The sequence below is a fragment of the Streptomyces sp. NBC_00376 genome (assembly GCF_036077095.1).
Taxonomy (GTDB): Bacteria; Actinomycetota; Actinomycetes; order Streptomycetales; family Streptomycetaceae; genus Streptomyces.
Map to the genome: position 1 here is coordinate 399,351 of NZ_CP107962.1, position 23,199 is coordinate 422,549.

The 23,199-nt window shown below is 69.0% G+C and carries 21 protein-coding genes and 3 pseudogenes; 8 read left to right on the top strand and 16 right to left on the bottom strand.

All coding sequences use genetic code 11. The features are described 5' to 3' along the window. Positions 1-169 precede the first annotated feature (169 nt). From OG842_RS44930 to OG842_RS44975, 10 genes are all read right to left on the bottom strand, one after another. Positions 170-349: a hypothetical protein gene (locus OG842_RS44930; protein ID WP_266738180.1), complete on the bottom strand. Its 180-nt coding sequence runs from the start codon at positions 347-349 to the stop codon at positions 170-172. A 355-nt stretch (positions 350-704) separates the two neighbouring features. Continuing rightward, positions 705-1,817: a C40 family peptidase gene (locus OG842_RS44935; protein WP_328512791.1), complete on the bottom strand. Its 1,113-nt coding sequence runs from the start codon at positions 1,815-1,817 to the stop codon at positions 705-707. Continuing rightward, positions 1,814-4,417, bottom strand: a complete 2,604-nt coding sequence (locus OG842_RS44940; RefSeq protein ID WP_328512792.1) for a hypothetical protein — start codon at positions 4,415-4,417, stop codon at positions 1,814-1,816. Before OG842_RS44940 ends, OG842_RS44935 begins: the two co-directional genes overlap by 4 nt. Next, positions 4,414-7,011, bottom strand: a complete 2,598-nt coding sequence (locus OG842_RS44945; RefSeq protein WP_328512793.1) for an ATP-binding protein — start codon at positions 7,009-7,011, stop codon at positions 4,414-4,416. Before OG842_RS44945 ends, OG842_RS44940 begins: the two co-directional genes overlap by 4 nt. Before the next feature lie 6 nt (positions 7,012-7,017). Continuing rightward, positions 7,018-7,713: a hypothetical protein gene (locus tag OG842_RS44950; RefSeq protein WP_328512794.1), complete on the bottom strand. Its 696-nt coding sequence runs from the start codon at positions 7,711-7,713 to the stop codon at positions 7,018-7,020. After that, positions 7,710-7,862, bottom strand: coding sequence for a hypothetical protein (locus OG842_RS44955; protein ID WP_328512795.1), 153 nt, complete (start codon positions 7,860-7,862; stop codon positions 7,710-7,712). Before OG842_RS44955 ends, OG842_RS44950 begins: the two co-directional genes overlap by 4 nt. Beyond that, positions 7,859-8,185 (bottom strand): hypothetical protein, encoded by a 327-nt coding sequence (locus OG842_RS44960; protein WP_328512796.1) that lies wholly within the window; start codon positions 8,183-8,185, stop codon positions 7,859-7,861. The genes OG842_RS44955 and OG842_RS44960 overlap by 4 nt, the downstream gene beginning before the upstream one ends. Beyond that, on the bottom strand, positions 8,185-9,210 hold the full coding sequence (locus tag OG842_RS44965; RefSeq protein ID WP_328512797.1) for a conjugal transfer protein: 1,026 nt from the start codon (positions 9,208-9,210) through the stop codon (positions 8,185-8,187). Before OG842_RS44965 ends, OG842_RS44960 begins: the two co-directional genes overlap by 1 nt. Then, positions 9,207-9,455: a hypothetical protein gene (locus OG842_RS44970; RefSeq protein ID WP_266738169.1), complete on the bottom strand. Its 249-nt coding sequence runs from the start codon at positions 9,453-9,455 to the stop codon at positions 9,207-9,209. The genes OG842_RS44965 and OG842_RS44970 overlap by 4 nt, the downstream gene beginning before the upstream one ends. Positions 9,456-9,571: 116 nt before the next feature. Next, on the bottom strand, positions 9,572-10,414 hold the full coding sequence (locus OG842_RS44975) for a hypothetical protein (protein ID WP_328512798.1): 843 nt from the start codon (positions 10,412-10,414) through the stop codon (positions 9,572-9,574). Positions 10,415-11,320: 906 nt separating this feature from the next. Here OG842_RS44975 and OG842_RS44980 point away from each other — a divergent pair. Next, a complete protein-coding gene (locus tag OG842_RS44980) occupies positions 11,321-11,797 on the top strand; it encodes a DUF7919 family protein (RefSeq protein WP_266738689.1) in 477 nt (158 codons plus the stop codon). Positions 11,798-11,810: 13 nt separating this feature from the next. Here OG842_RS44980 and OG842_RS44985 read toward each other — a convergent pair. Both OG842_RS44985 and OG842_RS44990 read right to left on the bottom strand, forming a co-directional pair. Further along, a pseudogene (locus OG842_RS44985) lies at positions 11,811-12,002 on the bottom strand (IS5/IS1182 family transposase); the annotation flags it as partial. Next, positions 12,001-12,423, bottom strand: a pseudogene (locus OG842_RS44990) (helix-turn-helix domain-containing protein); the annotation flags it as partial. The pseudogenes OG842_RS44990 and OG842_RS44985, both read right to left, overlap by 2 nt. Before the next feature lie 96 nt (positions 12,424-12,519). Between OG842_RS44990 and OG842_RS44995 the strand changes: the two are divergent. Both OG842_RS44995 and OG842_RS45000 read left to right on the top strand, forming a co-directional pair. Further along, complete coding sequence (locus OG842_RS44995; protein ID WP_443064104.1) at positions 12,520-13,785, top strand: IS701 family transposase; 1,266 nt, start codon at positions 12,520-12,522, stop codon at positions 13,783-13,785. Positions 13,786-14,115: 330 nt separating this feature from the next. Next, positions 14,116-14,346, top strand: a complete 231-nt coding sequence (locus tag OG842_RS45000) for a hypothetical protein (RefSeq protein ID WP_266738687.1) — start codon at positions 14,116-14,118, stop codon at positions 14,344-14,346. A gap of 93 nt (positions 14,347-14,439) precedes the next feature. Here the strand turns inward: OG842_RS45000 and OG842_RS45005 are convergent, their stop codons facing one another. Together OG842_RS45005 and OG842_RS45010 are read right to left on the bottom strand one after the other, a co-directional pair. Next, positions 14,440-14,823: a DUF6415 family natural product biosynthesis protein gene (locus OG842_RS45005; protein ID WP_328512799.1), complete on the bottom strand. Its 384-nt coding sequence runs from the start codon at positions 14,821-14,823 to the stop codon at positions 14,440-14,442. After that, positions 14,820-15,287, bottom strand: a complete 468-nt coding sequence (locus OG842_RS45010) for a hypothetical protein (RefSeq protein ID WP_328512800.1) — start codon at positions 15,285-15,287, stop codon at positions 14,820-14,822. Before OG842_RS45010 ends, OG842_RS45005 begins: the two co-directional genes overlap by 4 nt. Positions 15,288-15,452: 165 nt before the next feature. Here OG842_RS45010 and OG842_RS45015 point away from each other — a divergent pair, with 165 nt between their 5' ends. Next, complete coding sequence (locus OG842_RS45015; protein WP_328512801.1) at positions 15,453-16,691, top strand: hypothetical protein; 1,239 nt, start codon at positions 15,453-15,455, stop codon at positions 16,689-16,691. A 14-nt stretch (positions 16,692-16,705) separates the two neighbouring features. After that, positions 16,706-17,302, top strand: a complete 597-nt coding sequence (locus tag OG842_RS45020) for a GNAT family N-acetyltransferase (RefSeq protein ID WP_328512802.1) — start codon at positions 16,706-16,708, stop codon at positions 17,300-17,302. Here the strand turns inward: OG842_RS45020 and OG842_RS45025 are convergent. Continuing rightward, entirely contained in the window at positions 17,299-20,829 is a 3,531-nt protein-coding gene (locus OG842_RS45025) for a hypothetical protein (RefSeq protein ID WP_328512803.1), read from the bottom strand. The two genes, OG842_RS45020 and OG842_RS45025, sit on opposite strands and share 4 nt — an antisense overlap. A gap of 242 nt (positions 20,830-21,071) precedes the next feature. Between OG842_RS45025 and OG842_RS45630 the strand changes: the two genes are divergently transcribed. After that, a complete protein-coding gene (locus OG842_RS45630; RefSeq protein ID WP_353962619.1) occupies positions 21,072-21,581 on the top strand; it encodes a class I SAM-dependent methyltransferase in 510 nt (169 codons plus the stop codon). A gap of 69 nt (positions 21,582-21,650) precedes the next feature. Here the strand turns inward: OG842_RS45630 and OG842_RS45030 are convergent. Continuing rightward, positions 21,651-21,911: pseudogene (locus OG842_RS45030) on the bottom strand (transposase family protein); the annotation flags it as partial. Between the two features lie 41 nt (positions 21,912-21,952). Between OG842_RS45030 and OG842_RS45035 the strand changes: the two are divergent. Together OG842_RS45035 and OG842_RS45040 are read left to right on the top strand one after the other, a co-directional pair. Then, the gene (locus OG842_RS45035) at positions 21,953-22,123 is read left to right on the top strand and encodes a hypothetical protein (protein ID WP_266738158.1); all 171 of its coding nucleotides are present in this window, start codon (positions 21,953-21,955) and stop codon (positions 22,121-22,123) included. Positions 22,124-22,162: 39 nt separating this feature from the next. After that, positions 22,163-23,170 carry a hypothetical protein gene (locus tag OG842_RS45040; RefSeq protein WP_266738157.1) on the top strand — a complete coding sequence of 336 codons (1,008 nt, stop codon included), beginning with the start codon at positions 22,163-22,165 and terminating at the stop codon, positions 23,168-23,170. The last annotated feature ends 29 nt before the right edge of the window (positions 23,171-23,199 follow it).

A 23,199-nucleotide genomic window follows, 5' to 3' on the forward strand; every position in this document is an offset into this window, starting at 1 on the left:
TCCTGAGAAAGGAGCAGATGCGATTGGTGTTGCCCGATCTGAGCGACGTGCCCCCTGGCTGGAAGAGGAGCGGCGCGACTAGCCTGGACGGATCGGCTTCCAAGGACGCGATCGTGGCCAGCGGGAGAGGTGCCTACTTGGCAACCGATCTTGGCGGCTACGTCGGTTTTCATGTCACTTCGTTCGAAAGCCTGGCAAATGCCACCGAGGCGTACGCGAAGTTGAAGTCGAAGTATCCGGCCACCACGCTGGGATCGGTACAGATCCCGTTTGCGGATGCGGCGTTTTCAGCCTCGAACTGTCCTGTCAAGAGCTCCTGCAGTGCCTTGATCAGCGTGCGCGTGGCCATGGTCGATGCATACGTGAACATCAACACGGATGGACCGGTCGCTGCCGACCCTAGGATCCTGAATTCGGTCACTCGGATGCTTGTTCAGCGCATTCGCCAAGCCCAGCGGGGACAGCAACCTTCCGCGAAGGCTACGTGAGTGTGCGACAACGCGTTTCATCGCGTTACTCACCTGAAAGCCACCAACAATGTCGTTTTGTTCAGGGTGTGATGCGCTGTTGCGAAAGACTGGTCCGCAGACGGCCAGAGTGACGCTGGCGCCGTACCGAGTGGAGAATCAGCCGGACGAGTCGAGCGACAAGTTGATGACAAGTCACTTGGATAAAGACATCTCTAATCGGAACCTACAAACAGATCACAGCACACGGCGTACGTCCCAGTCGTACCGTTCCCAGTACCCGGCTGTGGAGGTGGTCTCGACGGTCTTTTCGGGCCGGGGTGCGTGGATCATGGTGTTGTTGCCGGCGTAGAGGCCGACGTGTCCCCAGTTCCCGTCGTTGTTGATGACGATGAGGTCGCCGGGCCGGATCTGAGAGCGGGGGACTCGGGTGCCGGAGTGCCGCATCTGCTGGGAGGTGCGGGGGAGCGTGACCCGGGCGCCCTGATAGAAGGCGTAGAGCATCAGGCCCGAGCAGTCGTAACCGCCCTTGGTGGGGCCCGTGGTGCTGCCGCCGCCCCACACATAGGGGGTGCCGCGCTGCGCCATCGCGGCGTTGACGACGGCGCCGGCCCGGCCGGTCGCCGTACCGCCTGTGCTGTCTCCGGTGGCGGGCAGGCGGTCGTACTCGGCGACGTGGCCGGTGACGTCGTCCACGTAGGCGTTGGAGTGGTTGTAGCGGTAGACCGCCTTGCGCAGCTGGTCGGTTCGGGACAGGTCGGTGGTCCCGGTGCCGCACAGGTACACGGCCGTCCCGAGGGCGGCGTCGAACGCGTTGTGCGGGTCCTTCACGCCGTCACCGTTCCCGTCCTGGCCGCTGGGGCCGTTCCAGGTGGAGGGCAGGAACTGCATGGGGCCCACGGCCCGGTCGTATGCGGTGTCGCCGTCGAGCCGGCCGTGATCGGTGTCGGAGAAGGTGCTGGTGTTCCCTCCGGCTCCGGAGCCGTTGAGCCGGACACCGAGGATCCGCGGGCTGATGTCGCCGCTGGCCGTGATGCTGTGCCCGGCGGCGTGGTTGGACTCGATCTTTCCGATTCCGGCGATGACGGACCACCGCATGCCCTTGCACTTCGGGCGCACGGTAGGGATTTTGGCGGCGGCGCGGGTGTAGGCGGACAGCATCACCGGACTGATGCCGGCCACCGACCCCGGGGCCGCCCCGGAGGCGGCCGGCGGGGCCGTGGTCTCTTTCTCGTGTCCGGCCGCCCCGTTCGCGACGGCGGCGATGAACAGCACCAGGACACCGACGACGCCCACGGCCGCGGCCAGCACGGGGGAGGCGATCAGCACCGTTTTCCGCAGGCCGCTCACGGGCGACCGCCGGGGCGGGGCGCAGTCCGCGGCCTGCGCGCAGGCACGAGGGGTGCAGGTGCCGGCGCGGACGGGGCGCTGTTCCCGGTGGTCCTCTGCTGGCGCATGCGATGCAGGCGCTGCTGGAGCATGGCCTGCGCCGCGCTGGAGGGCGGTTGGGCGACGCGCGGCGGAGCAAGGCGCCGCCGGACCGCCGGCGCAGGCTGGGGTGCAGGGGCAGGGGCAGGGGGCGGGCCGGCCGGGCGGGGTGCCGGGGCCCGGCGAGGACCGGGCGCGCCGGGCCTGGGCGGCGGGGTGTAGGGACCGAGTCCGGGCCGGCCCCGGACGATCCGGCCGAGGGAGCGCACGTTGTGCCGGTACTCCCCGGCGAACTGCCGGGCCGGCTCGACATTCCGCTGGAAGGTCTGGACACCCTGCTGCAGGTGCTGAACCGTGCTGCTGATCCGGTCGGCGGCCTGGCCGGGCAGAGCGGTCGCGGCGGCGCCGACCCTGCGGGCCGCGCGCGGCCCGTACACCGGCAGTCCGACGGTGGCCTTGAGGCCGAACACCCCGGCCTTCGCGGTGCCTTTGGCGCCCGCTTCGATGGTGCGGCCGGTGAGCTGTGTCAGTCCTGCCACGGCGCGGCCCCCGCCCTGGGCGAGCCGGCCGCCGAGGCGTGTGGCGAGCCGGGTGGTGCCGATGCGTCCGGCGCCGCCGAGTGCGGCACTGGTTCCTCCGGTGGCGACGGCCGCGCCGAGCATGAGCCCGCCGAGCAGCAGGCCCTTGCCGAGCCCGCCGCGCCGCGGAGGACTGGCAGGGGAAGGTGAGGCGGCGCCGCCCAGGGGTGAGTTGCCGAGGCGGTGGCGGGCGCGTGCCACTGCTCCGCGGGTGGATCGGGCGAGCTTCTTGCGGTAGATGAACGCGGCGACGCAGACGCAGTCCAGGAGGACGAACCGGACGGTGAGGCCGCCCGGCAGGTCGCTTTCCGGTGTGTTCAGTACGGCGTTGACGACGACGATGAAGACGGACAGGGAGGCGATGGAGGCGAGCATCAGGGCGAGGCTGCGGGCGATGGCCGCGGCCCGGTCCCACAGCCAGGCGCGGCCGGGGCCGGGCAGGATCCCGGCTGCGAGGGCCACCTTCGCGATCATTGCTTCGATGGCGATCTGCAGCTGGGCGAAGAGGAACGCAGCGTCCAAGGCGATGACGAACGCGCAGGTGAGGAACGCGGCCAGGAGCATGAAGATGGCGCCGCCGACCTTGTCCATCGACGCTTTCTTCAGCGTGCCCGCGTTCGGCACGCATGCCTTCTCGAACGCGGCGATGGGGCCCGCTGTGTGGACCTGTTCCAGCATCTGGGCAGAGGTGACGTCGACGGTGGTGTCGACCATCCAGTTCTTGACGTTGTCGGGCAGCCCGATCCCGAACGGCAGGTCCTTGAGGAAGGACTTGCCTTTCTCCATCGTGGAGTCGACGAGCTGGTCGAACACGGCCTGCTGGATCCGCGAGTCGCGGAACTTCTTCCCGCAGTTGCCCTCGAAGGTCCGCCCGTAGGACAGGAGCATGGCCGGCCGGGCGACGAACGCGTCCACGAGGGCATCGGTGATGGGCCGGGCCAGCGCGCTCGGCGACGAACGGACCTGCGCGCCCACGGTCGACCCGGAAGGCTTCTTCTCCCACTCGTTGTCGGTGGTCGGCCGGTTCGTGTCGATGGCCTCTTTGTCCAGGACCAGGGCGGCGGTCTCGACGGCCAGGGCCCGCACGGTGCCCACGACCCCGGCGTCGGTGCTGAGCAGGAGCTGCGGGGGCGAGGCGAGCGCGCCGAGCGCGAGCGCGGAAATGACCAGGGCCGCCGCCATCTCGCCCCAGCCGCGGGCCCGGTTCCCGAACAGCAGATGCCCCGCCGCGACAACCATCGTGAAGGTGAGGAACAGCGCCGGCAGCCCCATCTGCACGACGACGCCGCCATACAGCGATGTCGAGACCTGCAGCGCCGGCTTGAGCATCAGCCCGGCCAGGGAGAACGCGACACTCCAGGTCAGGAGGAAGCCGGCGAAGCTGACGATCCACTTGTTCCCCATGAAAGCCATCTCGACGAGGAACCCCTCCACACTCAGGTCCCAGTCGGTCCAGTCCCCGGTGTCGGAGTAGATACGGTACGAGCTGACCGGATTCCCGTCCCGGTCGGTCACGTTGAACGCGGACAGGACCCCGCCCTGTGCGGCCCGGTCCTTCTTGTACTTCGCCACGAGCTTGTCGAACTCGGTGCGGGCGGCCTTCTCCTTCTTTGCGGCCTCCTTGTTTGCGTCCCGGATCAGCGGGGAGTCGTCCGGCCTGCCCGAGGCAGCCGGGTCGGGCACCATCGGGCTCGGGTCGAGCGGGTTGTCCGGTCCGGGCAGCGTCGGGCCCGCCGACGGCGTCGGCGACGGCGCTGGGGCCGCGCTGGCCGTCACGGTCGCCAGCACCAGCGACGTCAGACACGACAGCGCCAGCAGCGCCAGGCCCACGGCCATGGACCGTCCGGGGCGCAGCCACCGCTTGATCCCCTGCAGTACCCGTATGCCCCGCCCCCGGGTGCGGGCTGTCGGTGTTCCCGCCTCTGCGGCGGCCCGCCTGGTCATGCTGCTGCGTTCTGCATGGGCTGGGAGTGGATGTGAGCGACGGCCTGTTCGTCGGCGGGCAGCGTGACCTGCATGGCGCCGATCCGCCCGGTCAGGTCGCGGTGCAAGCACTCGCCGGCCCGTGCCGCGCGTTCCTCGTCGCTGAGCTCGGGGCTGTTGGGGGACAGTTCGGTCGTGACCAGGGTGAGGAGGTCTTCGTCGTCCGGGTTGCAGCCGAGGAAGCGCAGGGCTCGGCGGGCGAGGTTGGTGTCGGTGTGCCGGAAGACGAACTTGCGGGGGACCAGGCCGCGCAGGATCTGCCCGTTCTCGTCGGCATCGGGCCCGATGTCGTCTGCGTCGTGGGCGCCGAAGAGGGCACCGGCGTTGTGCTTGCGCCCGTCCTTGACCAGCTCCAGCGCCAGGGCCAGGCCCTCGGGGCTGGAGGTCAGCCACCAGCATTCGTCCCACACCACCAGGGCGAACTCGGACAGGTCTGCGTAGGCGACTTTCCGGGACAGGGCGGCGATCAGATACATCACCGCACGACCGAAGATCTTCTCGAACTCCATCTTGTCCAGCCGGTCCCCACCGCCGCGCAGCTCGCTCTTGGTGGGCAGCGCGAGCGAGGACACCGAGAAGACCAGGGTGTCGGCCGACGAGCCGCGAACCACGGGCAGCGACTCGTCGAAAATGGCACGGGCCAGATCCTTGCGCCTCACCGCCGACAGACGGCGGGCAGCCATCGCCGAATGGGTGTCACCGGACGCACCACGGTTGGTGAGCTCCTCGACCAGGACCCGCATCGACGGATGAGGCTCGGCCAGCACCGCCTCGACCGCCTCCGAGAGAGCGATGCCCTCATCACTCATCGGCGCCAGCCCCAGCAGCAGCGTCAAGAACGACTCGGTGAAGCGCTGCGCCTCCCGCCCGGTGAACGTGCGCAGCGGATCGAGAGAGACGGCGGCCTGGTCGTCGATAGTGATGCACTCGGTCTCACCCGGGCATGCCTGCGCGTAGCGGAGCCATTCCTGGCGCGGGGTCCGGTCCACGATCACGGCCCGGCCGCGCCGCGTACCGCCCCGCACCCGCCGACCCGCGGCGAGCACGGAGTAGACGGCCGACTTCATCGCGGTCGTCTTGCCCGCACCGAGCTCCCCGATGAACGCAGCGGTCGCCGAGGTGTTCTCCCGCGGGCCGCGCGTCCAGTCCGTCAGCACCGGCCGGACCCCGCCGCCGGCCAGCTGCAGCCCGAACAACGGCCCCGTGGCATCGCCCAGCCCGCTGCCCGTGAACGGACCGGCCATCGCGAAGTCCCGCGCCACCAGATACTGCGCGTACTGGGCCATGACCTGCGGGGTCCGGGTACCCGGCAGCATCCCGGACCAGAGACTTTCCTGCTCGCCGCGCGGCCGGGCGAAGGTGTACTCGTTGCCGGCGAAGTGCCCGGCGAGCTCCCCGGCCCGCCGCTCGGCCTCCTCCGGGGTGCCACCCCACACGCACAGGGCGGTCATGGCACGGACCTCGACCTCTGTGCTGGAGGCGGTCAGCCGCTCGCGGTACTCGTCCAGGCTTCCCACCGCCTTGTCGACGCTGGCCGGGACACCCGCGGTCTCACCGTCGTACTCGCTGTACTGGTTGGCGAGCTCGCGCGCCTGACGCCTCGTCTTCGCCTCCGCCTCGGTGCCAGAGGAGACGTGCAGGCGCACCACCCAGTCCACCGGGAACGAGAACGCGTCCAGCGACAGATACTCGGACCCCGGGAACGCGAACGCCTCGGGCATCTCGGAAAGGGCGAGCATCACCTGATACGAGGGCCCCCACTCCGTGGTCACCTCCAGCCACCGCCGCGCGAACGGATTCGCCCGCCCCGCCTTCCGCCGCCCCGCGCGCTTCCCCGCCCGGCCGAGGCTGCCGTCACCGCTGCCCGAGACCTGCTCTTCGTCGAGCAGGTTGCCGCCTTCGGCGAGCACCACCTGGCCCAGCGCCGCCGCACCCCGTCCCCGGCCCCGCATCCGAGGACCTGCCCCGTCCGGCAGGACTGGTTCGAGAACGCCGCGACGGGCACTGTGCCCGTAGATCCACAAGACCTCAGCAGTCGTCGCCGGACGCAGAGCAATCGCCGACGGCCACACCGACGCCATCCGCTGCGCCTGGGCCAGGCGCTCGTCCTCCTCGCGCGCCGACACCGGCCGCGGCAGCAGCCCCAGCTGCAGAGCCACGTCCGCACGCGCCGCCGCGAAGACCTCCCGCGCCGACTCCCCACGCGTCATCGGCAGCGGCACCGCCAGCCAGTCCGTACGCCCCGTCAGCTCCAGCTGCTCCAGCTGCCCCCGCAGCACACCGGTGGCCTTCCGGTACCGGGGAGAAGCCACCAGGTCGATGCCCTCGGTCATCTTCGCGACCACGCTCGCCGGGTCGACGGCCGGACACAGACTCAGCAGCATCGACTCACCCTTGAGCGCCTTGACTAGCGCCTCCAACTGCTTCAGCCGCTGCTCCTTCGCCCGCCGCGAAGTATGGGCGGCATCCGCTCCCGCCACCCGGTAGACCGCCCAGACCTGACCGTGCACCGTCCACATCACGTTCCCGGCCACATGCCGGATCGGCATCCGCATCGCGGATCACTCCCCTCGCTGCGCCACGGGCGCATCACTCGCGCTGAACTGGTTTTCGCGACGCCGGGCGGCGAGCAACGCCGCCGCGACCGGCGTCGGCCGCCGCCCACCCGCCCCACGGATTGACACGACGTCTTCCCGGACAGGCACAGGGCTCTCAGGCACAGGGACGGCTCTTGCCGTGGTGCTGCGGTCGACGCCCATCGCACGGGAGGCCGCAGCCTGTGACCGGACCGGACGGATCACGGGACGGCCCGCGCTCCCGCTACCTGCTCCGGGCTGCGGTGCGGCCCAGGTGACGCTGCACACCCCGATCAGCGGCCGGTGACCGCCCAGCGCCCTGAGCGGACGCCCGCCCAGCCGCCCCCCGGACGGCCTCGTCATCAGTGAGGCGGAACTCGCGGCCACCGCCAGCGGATTACGGCCGTCGACCCGGATGTGGCGCACCAGCAGCGACAACCCGTAGGGCCCACCGAGCGCGATCACGTAGTTGAACAGCCCGAAATGCGCCCACACCCCCCGCGTCAGCACCAGGCCCGCGAGCGAGACGGCCAGAACCACGACCTGCGGCACCGTGTACGGACCACCCCAGATCCGCCCACGCCCACCGGGCCACTTCCCGATCATCAAAGGGTGACGGCGCGCCCGGGTGTAACACCGGCCGATCAGCATCTCCGGCGACGATTCCGCAGCGCCGCTCATCGCAGCTCACCGAACATCTGCCACACCGTCGCCGCGCTGATGAACACTGCTCCCGAAGCGGCCAGCAGGGAACGGATCTTGGCCCACACGTACGACACGGCGAACCGAACGAACAGCACCGCCACACACCCGGCCAGGAATCCGTTCATCGCCGGTCACCGGGCACCGGCTCGATGACCCGGACCACCGCGTGACCGGCACCCGCACTCTTGGTGGAGCTACTCGGCGCGATGTCCTCACCCACACTGTCGCGGAACACCGCAGCATTCATCACCGCGAACCACAGCGCCGCTGCGCCGACGAGTGCCACGCCGGCGGACAGCACCGACTTCGTCTTTGCCCAGGTGACTGCCACCGAAGCGACCACCATGAACGACATCACCGAACCGACCAGCACCCCTGTGATCTTCTGGGTGAGTTGGTCGACGTCGTCGATCGCCCCGGCCAGCACCGTTACATCCACTACGTCCATTACTGGGTGCTCTCCTTCGTCTCGGCCCCGGCCGGCTCGTTGCTCAGCACGGGGGCGCCTTCCACGGATGCGATCTCCCAGCGCCCGTCCCGCGCGGTGATCGTGATTGCGTACGTCAGCGGTCGCTTCTGACCGCCGGGATCGGACGCGGTGATGTCGACGAGGAGCTGCCTGCGCGCCCCGTCCGACTGCGGGCCGGCGCTGCCCGGGTCGTTCGTGCCGACCTCGGCGAGCCGGTCCACCGCGACCTGCGTGTACGGCGCAGGCGACACCGCCGCCAGGGCCGTACCGGGTGACAGGTAGCGGTCCAGCTCGCCACTGCCGGCGAGATAGGCGGCGAAGAATCCCGTGAGCGTCTGCCCAGCCGGATCGGTAGTGCGGACCGGGACCGACTGCCCATACGCCAGCACCGGGGCCTCACCGGACAGCGGTGCGCCCACTTCGGCCGGCAGAGCAGCAGCCGCCAGAGCGCCCCCTGTACCGGTTCTGACCGGGACCTGGAAGTACCGCAGCACCGGCCCGGATCCGGTCCCGACCTCGTCCGGCTCCGGCTTCTTCTTCCCGTCCGCAGGACCGGCCGGGGCCACTCGGGCAGCCACGGTCACCGACCAGTAGCCCGAGGACACGAGCCGCACCCGCACCGCCGCGACTTCTTGCGCCCGCTGCACACCCGGATCCGCCGTCAGACTCACGTCGCGGGCATTGGGCAGGAACGGTGCCAGGGACTCCTCCGTGCCCTCCCCGGCCGCGAGATACGCGCTCACGAACAGCTCCGCGAACCCGCCCGGCCCGGCTGCCGACTGCCCGGCCGCGGGCTGCTCCTGCCGGACCGGGGCTGTAGCCGGTGCGACCGTGGGCCGGGACACCAGCGCCCACCCCGCCAGCACCGGCCCGGCCACCAGCAAGGCCCAGGCCGTGCGGCGGAGCACCGTCACCGTGTTCGCGGCAGCGCCCAGGGAGCCCAGCGCCCAACCGCCCGCCTCGGCCGGCAGCACGTCCTCCGCGTGGTCCCTGCGGCGCTTCACGGCTGCTCCTGCCACATCCGGGCAGCCAACGTGTCGCGCGCCGCCTTCGGTAACGCCGCCCAGCGGGCGAACGCCGCCTGCGCCGGTCCCGCGTCCTCATCGAGATAGGCGCGCATGGACGCCGCCGTTCGGTCCGCGAACGGCGCCATCTCCAGCTGCACCACCAGATCCCGCAGCCGCTGACGTGCCTGCATCAGCAGCTCGAAGTCCGTACCGTCCTCTGTCGCGGGCATCGGATCCGCCATGGCCTGCTCACTCCTTCCAAGCCCTGGTGCGGCAGCTGTTCCGCCACACACCCGGACCAAGGAGCCCCCACGCCCCAGACGTGACAGCCGGAGCTGAGAAATCTGAGAAATCGTCATCACGCGGCCTGCACCCACTGGTCAGCGATCGGCCGTAGCTGCCGTACGGTCCGGCTGCGGCGCTGCCGCCACGTCACCGCGGACACACCGGCCCGCTCCGCGCTCTCCCGCGCCCCGGTCCGGGACTCGTCCGCGATCACACGGGCCCGCACCACGTCGAGCAGGCCGGCGGCCACGGCCCACACCAGCAGCTCGACCAGCTCGCCCCGCGCACCGTCCGGGACCTCCCCGGCCGCGATGAGCCCGGCCTCGGCGGCCTGCCGCCGAAGGACGGTTCGCCAGGCGGCCTCTGTCGGATCGTCCGCCGCCGGCTCGCCGGGTACGGCCGCGGTTTCGAGGACGGGGTGCCACGGCACTGCGTCTGTCTCCGTGTCCGCCTGCAGCTCACGGCTCGCCAGATGCAGCGTCTCCAGAAGAAGGTTCGCCGCGACCCCGCCCTTCCGGCCGAGCGGATACCGCCGCACCACCTGATACAGGCACGCGACGACGACCTGCCCCGTCTCGTCGAAATCCCGGCCGGCCCGCAGCAGCCGCTGCGTCATCCGCACCGCACCCGGCAGCATCGCCTGCACCACCACCCGCGCCGCCAACTGCGCCCCGACGCCCTCGTCGGCCGCACGCTCCAGGAGCACCCGCATCCACCGGTCACTGTGCACCCGCCCCTGCGTCCGGTCCCGGCACTCCAGCTCGGCCAGAAGCTCCGCCAGACCGCGCGCCCGCTCGTCCCCGAAGAGCACCCCGCCCTCCCGCAGCCAGCCGAGCACCATTTCGGCGCGCCCGGCCCCGGCGCAGACCAGCGCCCATTCGGCGTCCAGCGACTCAAAGATTCGTGGTCCAGTCACGACAGCTCCCCGTTCAGGTGATGCCGTGAACTCTTCTCAGCACCCCTGACCCGACCGCTGACCCAAACCCCCGAATGCGCAGGTCACAGGGTTGCCCAAATGCCGACCCACGCTGTGCGCCGCGCGCTCGCGCTGACCCGGGCGCCTGCCGGATGCCATGAAGGGCCGAACGTTTCGAGGACTGCATCGCAAAACCCCGTGGCGGGGCTTCAACCCTGCGAGTGCCGGGTTGCGCCGCTAACCCACCCCTGCCACACCCTGCTGCCGGTACTCCCAGACCAGGTATCAGGCCGTGTGTTCGGGACGCGGCACAGCATCGAGTCTGGTGCCGCCACGGCTGAGCCGGGTGCGACGGGCGGCGGGCGGCGGTCGTTCATCGGTCCGTATCAGCCGCAGCTGCAGCAGACGGATTGCCCGAACGCGCAAAGGACGTGGCCGTTGGGGAACGAATGCCCTCAAGACAGCCCGAGTACCTGCGCTTCTGAGTCGCGGACCTCTTGAATGGTGATCGTTCCGGGGCAGCTTGCAGTGCTCCCGGAACAGGGTTGCGGCGCAAACCCCTCGGTCCTCCACGGTGCTTTCCACCACCCCGGCCTTCCTGGTCGGGAGTGGCGCACCGTTGTCTGCTCCACCGCTGTCAAGCCTCCGCGAATTCGCTCCGGCGCCTCGTTCCGGCCCCTTGTGTAGGGGCCGGAACGGATTATCGCGAGAACTCGATTGCATGGGGCGGACGCCGGACTGTGGGCCCCGCGCTCAACCCGAGCGCACCTATGAAACGGAGAATGTTCGTGTCCTCGCTCGCCCTGCTGGTCCTGCTCCTCCTGGTCCTCGTCGCCCTCCTAGGTCGTGTCCGATGGGTCGTGAAATCGCGTGGGCTCAACGAAGCAGTGCGGCGATGATGTGCGGGTGTTCTACGAAGATCTCAGCGAGTACGACTACCAGGACGAGGATGCGTTCACGGACAGAGAGTCGGGCTTCTACGCGCTCTGGTACCGCCCGGCGTACACCCGCCTGAACATCGGGTGGCTGGAAGCCGGCAAGCCGTACTCGACAGGGACAGTCCCCACAGCATTCGTGGAGAAGTTGAAGGCTGTGCAGGAGGTCCAGTGGATGAACGTCTGCCTCGGGGTGCACGAGTGCGACCTGTGCCCTGAGGATGAGGCTCCGGAAGGGAACGGAGAGGTGCGGATTCCGGGCGGGACCGGCATCGCTTATGCCGCTCCGTTCCTGATCACGCACTATGTCACCGACCACGGCTATCGACCGCCGCAGGCCTTCATTGATGGCGTTCTCGCTGTCGATCTCGACGCGTGGGCATCCACACGGTGGCCCGACGTCCCCTTTCCCTGGGTTCCGGCTGACGCGGAACGCATGCTGGAGTAGAGGCGAGCGAGGCTCACGTTCGCAGCCAGAGCCGGATCGAGGCGACGGTGACCGTCCCGTGAAAGACGTAGGCCCGCTTGTCGTAACGGGTCGCGACCGCACGGAAGATCTTCAGCCGGTTGATCGTCCGCTCCACTTCATTGCGGCGCCGGTAGATCTCTCTGTCGAACCCGGTCGGACGGCCGCCCTTGCTGCCGCGCCGCTGGATCGGTTGACAGCTTGAAGGCCTCCGCCCGGTGCGGCTGCAGCCCGAACGCCCGCCAGATCCGTGACACCGACGACTGCGACAGGCCCATCTCCTTCGCCATCGCCCGAGTCGACCAGTGTGTTGCATTCGCCGGTGTGGACTCCAACGTCTTCGTGACCACCGCGGCGACCTGCTCGTCCGTCACCGTCCTTGGCCCACCCGGACGCGGCATGTCACCCAGGCCGGCAATCCGGTACTGCACGAATCGGGACCGCCAACGGCCCACCGCATGAGGTGTGGAACCGAGCCGGGCCGCCACGTCCTTGTTCGAAGCGCCCTCGGCGCAGGCCAGGATGATCCGGCAACGCAAGGCCCACGCCTGTGGCGTGGAGCGACGCCGCACCCACCCCTCGAGTGCAGCCCGTTCCTCATCCGACAGTCTTAACTCGGCCTTCGGCCGCCCGGACTAGTAGTGCTTGGTCATGTGCGGTCTGCGATGGCGTGTCTTCTTGATGGGTCGTGTCGTTGACAGGACGTGCTGAGTGGGGAGTTGGCTGCGGTCCGGTGTGATCTGGAGGACTTCGCGGCGGAGATGTTCGAGCCGTTCGCGCGAGCGGATCAGCGTCGGTGGGGTGGGGTCTATCTGCGGGGCCTGCTGCTGGACGGCGGGCGCAAGTCGGTGGAACCGATGGCCGCCCGCCTGGGCGAAGACGGGAACCGGCAGGCGCTGGCCCACTTCATCACCTCCAGCCCGTGGGATGCGGCGCATGTGCGGGCCCGTCTGGCCTGGCGTATGCAGCCGGTCGTCAAGCCCACCGCGTTGATCATCGATGACACCGGGTTCCTCAAGGACGGGGATGCGTCGGCGTGTGTGACCCGGCAGTACACCGGCACTGCGGGCAAGGTCACCAACTGCCAGGCCGGGGTGTCGCTGCACCTGGCTTCCAACGGCGCCTCGGCGGCGGTGAACTGGCGTCTGTTCCTGCCCGGGAGCTGGGATCCCGCCTCGCCGAAGGCCGATCAGGCCAAAGTGGCCCGCCGTGGCAAGTGCGCCATCCCTGCCCAGGTGGGCCATGTCGAGAAGTGGCAGCTGGCCCTCGACATGATCGACGAGACGCGGTCCTGGGGCATCGAGGTGCCCCAGGTCATCGCCGACGGCGGCTATGGTGACACCGCCGCCTTCCGGCTCGGCCTGGAAGAACGCGGTCTCGATTACGTGGTGGGCATCTCGACCTCGACCACCGCACAGCCCGAGGACGCACAGCCGTCTGCCCCGGCCTGCACAGGCCGGGGCAGACGGCCGGTTCCTGCCTACCCCGAGCCGGCCCGGAGGGTGAAGAGCCTGGTCATCGCGGCCGGAAAGTCTTCCGCGCGGCCGGTGCAGTGGAGGGAGGGATCACGGCCGGGCAGTGGCCGCAGCGGGCACAAACGCATGTACTCGCGCTTCGTGGCCCTGCGGATCCGGCCCGCCGGACGCGAGATCCGCAAGGCCACGGCCACCACCGAGCTTCCGGTCCGCTGGTTGCTGGCCGAATGGCCCGCCGACCAGGACGAGCCCGTGCAGTTCTGGCTCTCCAACCTGCCCGCAACCACCCCGTTGCCCGTCCTCGTGCGCACCGCGAAGCTCCGCTGGCGCATCGAGAACGACTGCCGCGAGATGAAACAGGCCCTGGGCCTGGCCCACTTCGAAGGCCGAACCTGGCCAGGCTGGCACCACCACGTCACCCTCGTCTCGGTCGCCCACGCCTTCTGCACCCTGCAGCGACTGAGCCGATCCCCAAAAGAGACGGCGTCGGCCTGAGCCTCTACCGAGTCGTCCACGAGCTGCAGATACTCCTCGCGATCTGGACCGGCGCCTGCCCCACCTGTCACCGCAACATGCCAGACCCCGCACCAACATGACCAAGCACTACTAGTGGTGGTCGGCCTCGCCTACGTTGCGCACCGGCATCCGGTCCTCGCCACCCCGTTGATGGTCGCCACGGGCGCCGCGGCCGTCCTGGTGGCATGCCTCGGTGTCATCGCTACGGTCCGATGAAGCCGAGTCATGCCACCGGGTTATCCACAGGACACAGCAGACCGGACCGCTCCGCCGTAGCGTGCTGTCCCTGCCGATCAACAGGGGTGCCGGATGCGGTATGTACGGCTGGAGTGGCTCGCTGCGGATGTCATGGCCGGTCTTCCGTCCGCAGCGGCGCGGGCTGCGGTGCAGGACCTCCTCGTCGAAGTCGCGAAGCATCCTGACCGGTGGCCTGCACTCGGTGGCGAGGAAGTCGTCGACGAGTTCGGGACCCGGTGCTGGATCTCGTACGCGGCCTACTCCGACGGTCTGGAAGTCCGTGACATCGGGTGGGTGGACTGACAGGCACCCGCGCCCATGAGGCGGAGAAACCCCCGGCTGGAATCCTTCTCCAGTCAGGGGTTCCATGCCCCCAAGCGGGGGGAGCGCCAGACGTCAAGATGGTGAAACCGGCTGTACCTTGTCGAGTTGGTCCAGTGCCCGGTACAGCGCCCGCACCAGCCGGGCCCGCTGCTGCGCGTGCGCGAGGGTGGTCTGGGAGGCTACCGACAGGCGGCGCTCTGCTTCCTGGAGGACCTGCTCGGCCACCGGCCGCAGCTTGCTGTCCTTGGGCAGGGTCTCGACGTGCCGGCTGACTTCGGCGGCGACGATTCGGGCGTGCCCAGTGAGGAGGAGAGCGATCTGCGCGCAGTCGCCCGCCCGCAGACCGCTTGCGTCCTTCCGTGCCAGCATCGCATCGACCAGCGCCATCATGGGCGCGCGGTCGAGCGGCAGTTCCTCGGCCTGGAGCGCCTCGGGGTCGTACAGCACCGCGTTCATGACCGTGGCTCCTCTGGGTCCAGGCCCGTGACCAAGTTGGTCGGGTCGGTGGCGATGACGAACAGCCCGCGGTCCAGCAGCCAGGACCGTTGCGTGTTCCAGTCGTGCCAGCGGTAGGCGATGTACGCGAACGCGGGGACGACGATCCCGGCTACCCGGCCACCGTCCACCGCCGCGCGGATCCGTGCCCAGCCCGGCCGCAGCTCCGTGTCCTGGTCGAGCGGCCCGGTGTCGGTCACCGCGCAGCCGGCCGGAACGGCCCAGCCCTGCGCCTGCGCGTGTGCGGCCAGGGGCGCCGTCACCAGGCGCTCCGTGCCCGGCACCGGGACCACGGCATACAGCGCCACCGCGGTCACCGGCGCGACGGGGGCCCCGTCCACTGCCGGGGCACGGAGAGCTGCGATCTTCCTGCGCACCCGGGCAGGTAAGGGCCGGGCGGTGGTGTGGCGGGACGAGTTCGGCATGGGGCCTCTCCGGTTGTCGGCGTACTCCCAGATAACCGCGACTCGTTCGGGTGGGCTCAGGCCAGAAAGCGGGCATCTCCAGAACAGGGACCGGACAGTTTTACCAAGGCAGAAGAGCGGCAGGACTACCGTCTGTGCCGCGACCGGAAACCTGCGGGGGAACCGATGGACAGACAGCGAAACACTCAACTCGAAGCCGCCATGGCCGAGTACGGCTTCACGCACCAGGGCCTGGCCGACGAGATCAATCGCATCACCGGCCGGATCTTCGGAGAGTCCCACCCCCGCAAGTGCACCGACCGCCACGTCAGACGCTGGGTCAGCGGCGCAGTCCGATGGCCCTGGACCCGCTACCTTCACGCCCTGGAACAGCTCTTCGACCGCCCGGCGCAAGCACTCGGCTTCATCCCAAGAGGCAGGAACAGCGCGAACCTGCCGGCCCCGCCACGGTCTCCCGCACCGACGAAGGAGGCGCCCGTGCGCCGCCGCCGCTTCATCACCGCAACCGCCGCCACGACCGTCGCCCTCGCCCTCAACATCGACGAAACCCCCGTCAACGGCCGTCTGTCGATGAGCGACGTCGACCGCGCCCGCGAGCGGATCGACCGCCTCGATGCCCACTTCAGCGCCATCGGAGGCCAACCCCTCCTGACCGTCGCCACCGCCTACCTCGACCGCCTTACCACCGCGGCCGACCGCTGCACCTACGGGCCCCGTGTCGAGCAGGCACTCCACACCGCGATCGCATCACTGTGCAGCTCGGCCGGATGGGCCGCCGACGACGCCGGAGACCTGGACGCAGCACACCTGTGGCGCACCACCGCACTACAAAGGGCCATCCTCGGCACCAGCCACCAGGCCCAGGCACGGGCCTGGTCCGACCTCGCCATCCACGCCCGCCGCGGCGGACACGACCGCGAAGCCCTGCGCATCAGCCAGACCGCCCTCACCAGCCGCGAAGCCCGCCAAGACCCCCGCTACGCCGCCCTGCTCCAATCCCGCCTGGCCATCAGCCACGCCCGCACCGGCGACCGCCCAGCCGCCGCCCGCGCCCTGCTCGCCGCCCAGGCCGCACATGATCGGATCGACCCAGCCGAGCCCGCGCCAAGGTGGCTGAACTTCCTCACGGCCGCAGAGATCAGCGGACTCGCCGCCATCACCCACCAGGCGATGGGACACCTCGCCGATGCCGAGACCGCCACCACCCAGGCCCTCACCCTCCTCGAACCCGGCCTGCGCCGCAGCCATGCCTACTACAGCGTCCAGCTCGCCGAACTCCAACTTGCCCAGGGAAACACCACGGACGCCCGGACCACCGCAGCCGCCATCGACACCACACACGTCGGCAGCCGCGCCATCACCGGCCGACTCGCCACCGTCCACCGCACCCTCGCCGCCGCATAGGAGAACCGCCCGCAGTGACCACTGACATAGAACTCCGCCACTACACCACCCACCACCGCACCGCCCAGCTGCGCACGCTCCTGCTGGACGTCTACGCCGAGGTGTACGCGAAGGAAGCGCAGACCGACCCGTTCTGCGCCGTCGACCGGTTCGCCGAAGGACTCAACAGCTGGATGACCCATCCCGGCTGGACCTGCGTCGTCGGCTACGACCACGGACAGCCCGTCGGCTACGCCTACGGAGCTCCGCTGTATCCCGCCAGCCCCTGGTGGGGCGGACTGCTCACCGACGTACCCGCCGGGACCATCACCGAGACCGGCACACGCACCTATGCACTCAGTGAGCTGATGGTCCGCACCCCCTGGCGCAAGACCGGCACCGCCCGCCGGCTCCACGACGAGCTGCTCGCCGCCCGGCCCGAGAAACGCGCCACGCTCCTGGTCCTGAAGGACCATCCCAAGGTCCGGGCACTGTATGAATCATGGGGCTGGCAGACACTGGGCGACCTACGCCCACGCATCCCGCACGCGCCACTCTTCCACTCCATGCTGCTGGGCCTCCCACCAGACCACAGAACCGTCGTCGCCACCGTTCCGACCGTAAAGGCCTAGCGGGCCTGCCGGTTGCTCAACAGGTTGCGTAACGGGTTGCCTAACAGGTTGCGTAACGGGTTGCCTAACAGGTTGCCTAACAGGTTGCGCAACGGGTTGCCTAACAGGTTGCCAAGGGTGGATTCGCTTGACCGCTGTTCCCACAGGTCAGCGGCGTGGGTCAGCGCGACGCAGACGCCGACACCTCTTTCCCCGAAGGGGAAGAGCACTCTTCTTCTTCCCCCCGGCCTGGGCGCCGGCCCACTGTGCGGCGGTGCCCGCTCCCGGGTCGCCTCCGCCGGGGTCGCTGCCGGGCCCTCCGCCGGGGTCGCCGCCGGCACCAGGATCCCAACATCAGCGAACTCCGGCGTGGACAGGAGGACACCCATTCCGGACCACGCGGGCGCGCCCTCCTCCTTCCCACGCGACATAACGGCCCCGTTGGGCAGATAGTCGACACCGGTCAAGGTCACCGGGGCGCCCCACGCTTCCGGATACAGCAGACCGTCGGCCAAAGACGCTCCCCGTACGGGCCGGCACCGAACCGGAGTCCGGACGATGTCGCCCGGGCCGACAACGTCCCACGTGGTGAAACGCCACCCCGGGGGCGCCTCGGCGCGCCGCCGCATCTTGCGCGCCACATCGGCTTCAGTAGCCGCTTGCATGTCAATCAGCGCCACGAGGCGGGTTGCTGCTGCCGCGCGGCTGGTGTGACTGGTCGCGTGCTTCTCAGAAAGACCAATGGCATGCCACGTGCGGCGAATTCGGTAGACGTGCCCGACCGACGCGCCATCGACCGCCACCGGGCAGCGTCCCCGGTCGTCATACCGCCCGAACCGGTACCGAGGCACGTCATCAACGCGCATCGGCACTGCGGGCCCGTCGGAGACAGGTTCTACCGTCTCCGGGCGGGGAGCGGCGACACCCGGAACCGCGCCACCGTCGCTCTCCCACGCCTCGGCGCTGCCCGGGTCGGACACGCCTGCAGGCGCTGGCGCACTGGCTTCCTTGGCCATACCGGACGTCACGATTTCCACAGCTTCCGCTGCCTGGCCGATCGTGGTCAGCACCCGCGACAGCTCCGCAGAACTGCCCAGCCATCGGCCGCCCACACACGCATCCGACTGGCAAGCGTCGTACATGCCTCCCGTGCACACCGCGACGATTTCACCGGCCACCGGTCCGCCGGCCCTTGCGAGCACTCCGGCCGCACGCACGATGACGGTGCTGGACCCGCGCCGCTCCTTTGCGACAGTCCACCCGTTGGCCGCAGCAGTCTCGGCCACGTAGACAGCCGCGCGCGGGAGCCACACACCGGGCGCTGCCTCAACCTCGGCGCATACCCCATCGGCGTCCAGCATGGCGAGTGCTGCGCCGTCCAGCGGCTTACCCTCCGCCGGGATGCGGGGAGCCTTCCACGGCTGTACCAGCGGACGCGACGCGCGGGTAACGGCTTGCTTGAGCTCCGTCCCGGAGCCCCGCCCGTGCTTGGCCTTGGTGGGGATGTCAGTCGACTTCAAAAGCCGTCCAGCATCCTTCGCAGCAACCGCACCGGCCAGCACACCAGCGAACCGCGCGTCCGTCTCCGTCACGGCGTCCGCCTCGGCGGGCAGCGCAACCGCGATGACCGTACGGCCGTCCGCTGACACCCAGCGCGACCGGTCATCCCCCTCCCCAGAGAACAGCCGTGCGGTGCGCGTACGCATCGCTTCCATGTCTGCCGCCGCGCGCTCCGCTGCCTGCACCCAGCGCTTCGCCTCCCAGCGCGCCTGATCGGCATTCCTTGCGGCGGATGCTGCAACCGACGCAGCACGGTCCGACCAGGCCCGCGCGTCCGCGACATCGACACCCAGCATGTTTCCCTCGCGCACGTCCAGGACGAGCGCCTTCATGTCGACCGCCCATGCGTGCTGCCCCCGCGCGATCACGTCCAGCCGCGCCGCTTCCGCCTCCGCCCGTGCAACGCACTCAGCAACCGACACAACCCGCGGCCCCGTGAATGCTGGCGCAGCGGCCAGGGGGACATCGTCAGGCGCCTCGGCGCGCTGCGCGGCCTCGGCCTCGGCACGCTCCGCGTGCTCCGCCCATGCGAACAGCTCAGCAACCCGCCGCGCGTCCCGCTCACACCCGACCGCCAGCACCCGCGCACGGTTGGCACAGTCGCGGGAGCGCTGCGGGTCGGTCACCGGGGCACCGTCGTACCACTCCCAATGCGCCGCACAGTCAACGTCGTGCGCCACACGAGACCGGCGGTCAAGCAGCCGCAGCAACGTGCGCGCCTCCGCCGCCTCCGCCTCGGGCAACAGGTCGACCGGCCGCGCCGCCCACGCACTGCGCGTGTACATCATCAAGTCACGCGTAACTTCGTATGCCTCCGCCGCCCGTCCGGAGTGCCCCGCCGCCACCTCTGCCGCCTCGGCGCACTCCGCCGCACGCCGCGCCGCTTCACGCTCGACCAGACGCTCAGCCGCGCGCTTTGCCTCGATTGCAGTCTCAGCAGCACGCACCGCGGCCCGCCGCTCCTCCGCCTCGGCCGGTGCCTCCGCCGCAGCGAGTACTTCCTCCGCCGTGTCCCATTCGCCGGCCAACATGAGTTGACCCGCATCCACCAGCGCGGCGTCCTCGGAGTCCAGCAGATAACCGACGCGCACCGCCTCGGCGTCCACCACACGCGCCACGGTCGACCCTGCACGGTCGAGAACCGCGAGCATGACCGCGCGGCACCCGCACTGGCCGACAGCACACGCACCGCACTGAGCGCTCTGGGCGTGCGCACCGCACGGCGTACGGCGCACGAAGCACCCGCAGATGAGGCAGACACGATCGGCCGTCTCACGCGCCGCCTCGGCCCAGTCCTGCGCCTCCTCGGCCGCCTCCTCAGCCTCTCCCAGAAGCTCTCGCGCGGTGTCCTCAGCCTCAATGGCGGTACGCCGGAACCCCTCGTCCAGGCCGAGCTCCTCAACCGCGCGCGACGCACCCTGAATCGCGCGACGCTGCGCCTGGATCCGACGCAGCGCTGACTTGGCCCGCTTGACGTACTCGGGCGCGCGTCCGGCCGCCTCCTCGGCCGCGTCGGCCCAGTTCTCCGCTTCGTACGTCGTGAGCGCGGCCTCGGCCGCTTCCCCTGCCTCGCACGCCTCGGCATGGCACCCCTCCGCCCCCTTCACGGCGTTACGAGCGTCGGCAAGCGCGTCCGTGATCTTGCGCGACGCGTCATTCAGTACAGCGAGTGCGGACGTCTCGGCATCGGCCGCCGGGGCAACGTCCACCGCACCGGGCGCGGCATCTGCAGCGGACCGGTACCAAGCCACGGTGTCCCGGTAACCGCGGCCGGCCGTCGCCCATTTACCCATGCACCACGTGTACCGGCCCGTACGGGAGTCGGACGGCGCCGATACGACCAGCGTCCATGTATCGCGCTCCTCGTTCCGTTCGGCCGCGGCGTCCCAGCCTCGGTCCGTCGCCGCGGTGGCGAGCGTTCCCAGGTTGTGAGGGGCATTGGTCGACAGTGCCTCAGATACGGGCATCGGGAGCGTGTTCACGGTCATTCCACAGGTCCTTCCGAGGGATGCCGCGGGGCTTGGCCCCGTGCGGTCGGTGCACTCTCACCGTAATCGAGTTGCAGTGTCACTTCAAGTGTAACTTGAAGTGACACTGAAAAATTCGAGAAGAGTGCAGTGGCGGACGAACTGTGGCTACAGGTGATCTTGGTGACGCCGCAGCACCCTCCGCTCCATCAGCAGAGAGATCTCACCGGCAGTGATCATGGTCAGTAGGGAACACTGGAGAGATGAAGACTTCCGCGACCGCTCGTGACACGTGGGTGAGCTACGGCCAGAACAGCGTCGACAGCGGGCCTGCGCGAACGTTCTTCTGGGACTGGTACCAGCGCGCTGGGTACGGCGCGGAGCTCCTCGGCGACATCACCAACCGCGCGGTCGTGGAGGCGGGATCAGGGGCTGGCAAGCAGGCTGCAGCCCTGGTGCGGAATCAAGCTTCCGCAAGGGTCACCGCGGTCGACAGTTCACCTGCCCAGCACGCCCGTGCCCGCGAGCTCCACGCCGACCTCACGAATCTGGAAACGGTCCACGCCGACGCCGCGGCCTACCTGCAGCAACGCCCCCGGCGCCTTCTACGTCTGCTACTCGGTGTTCGGAGCCATCGCCGGCAGCACCGACCAGGACGTGCAGCACCCGCCGCAGACACACACCCCGCGGCAGCGTCTCGCTCGGCCACGGTCGCAGGGCGCGCCGTAATCGTCTCGCTGCGCCGCAGCGTCCCGTGTTTCATGGGGTGCTGAGCGTTGACGGCCGGGCGCTGGTGTTGGACAAGTCGTGAGGATTAGCTGGTCACTGAGCCTTTTCCAATCTCATGTTGAGGCATGGCGAAGGACCAGTACAGCCTTGACAATGTCGGTGATCCAGTTGGTACTGCAGCGGAGCTTGCGCAGTAGGCGCCAGCCATTCAGGACGGCCATGGCCCGCTCGCCAATGCACTGGATCTTGGCGTGGGTGGTGTTGTGCCGTCGCTTCCATCGCTGGAGTCGGCGGCCTCGGAAGGGGACTCGGATGTGTCGACCGGCGCCTTGGTATGCCTTGTCCGCCCAGCATTCGAGTCCCATGGTGGCGAGACCAACCAGACGCCGGCGACCGACCCTTGAACCTGACGATCGTGGACAGTGACGAGTCACCCCAGGCGCGTGGCATGCAGATGGGGCCGTCGCGGTACGAGCAGCTGCGCGACCTGGCGTACATCGAGAAGCGCAAGCTCTGGATGATGCTCGACGACGCCCTGGAGCTGTACGTCACCAAGACCCACGGAAAGCAGCACAAGGGGGAGTAATCCGTCGACCAGCAGCGGACACAGTGGCAGCATGACGCCATGAACGACGAGCACGAGCCGGACGAGGGCTCCGACGATGAGGACCTGGACAAGGCGCTTGAGCGCTTCCGGGGTTCTATGGACCCACTCATCAAGTGGCAGCAGAACTGGGCAAGGAACATGTTCCCGCCAATCAACAGGATGCTTCAGGAGTCGGCCGCGATCAAGCTGAACCTGGCGAAGAACTTCCCAACGATCGTGCCGCCGTTGACTGCCCAGGTAACGCAGCTTCAGAAGCAATTGCAGGGGATGTACACCTTCAATAGCTCTCTACGCACGCTGATTGAGTCGGTCAACCGCTCGTATGCGTCGCAGTGGGAGCGCATCTTTGAGTCAATCAGAGATTTCCAGTCACGCATCTTCCCGGAAAACTGGGACGGTGTAAGTCGTCCGGGCATTAATGAGTTCGAGCCTCTCTTGATTGATGAGGGCATCGCCTTGATGTGGGTTCCTGGCCCGAAGGTCGTTCAGGCTCTCTTGGACGCCTCCACGGTCGCAGAGCGGCGGCGCATCATCAGTCGTCGCTGGAAGGGCATAGTCACTGACTGCGAGACGGTGCTGAGCGACGTTACTCACCCCAATTTGCAGGACTCCAAGAAGTTCGGGCTCGATTGCGTGCGGGCCCTCCAGGAGGGCCACGCGGCCCCGGCGCAGGCCCTTGCCGGAAACCTTCTCGACAGTGTCTTGCGCAGCAACTTCGATAATGCAGCTCGGATTGAGGTAACGCGTAACAACTTCAAGAAGAACGGCGTTCGTTTCAACTTGGACGATTACAAGATCCGGGCGGCCTTCACGTTCGCACCAGTGTGGTGTGCGCACGCGAAGTACAAGACGGAAGACGGCGACCCGATCCCTCGCACCTTTGGAAGGCACCCGACCACGCATGCCGTCTCGCGCGCCCAGTACAGCCGGATCAACGCGGTGATGGGGATCATGCTGGTTACCTCGGTCATTAAGTTCTTCGATACGGAGATGGAGTGGCCGATCAAGCGGGTGAAGCGATCGTGATTACATCACCGAGATCGTGAAGGCCATCC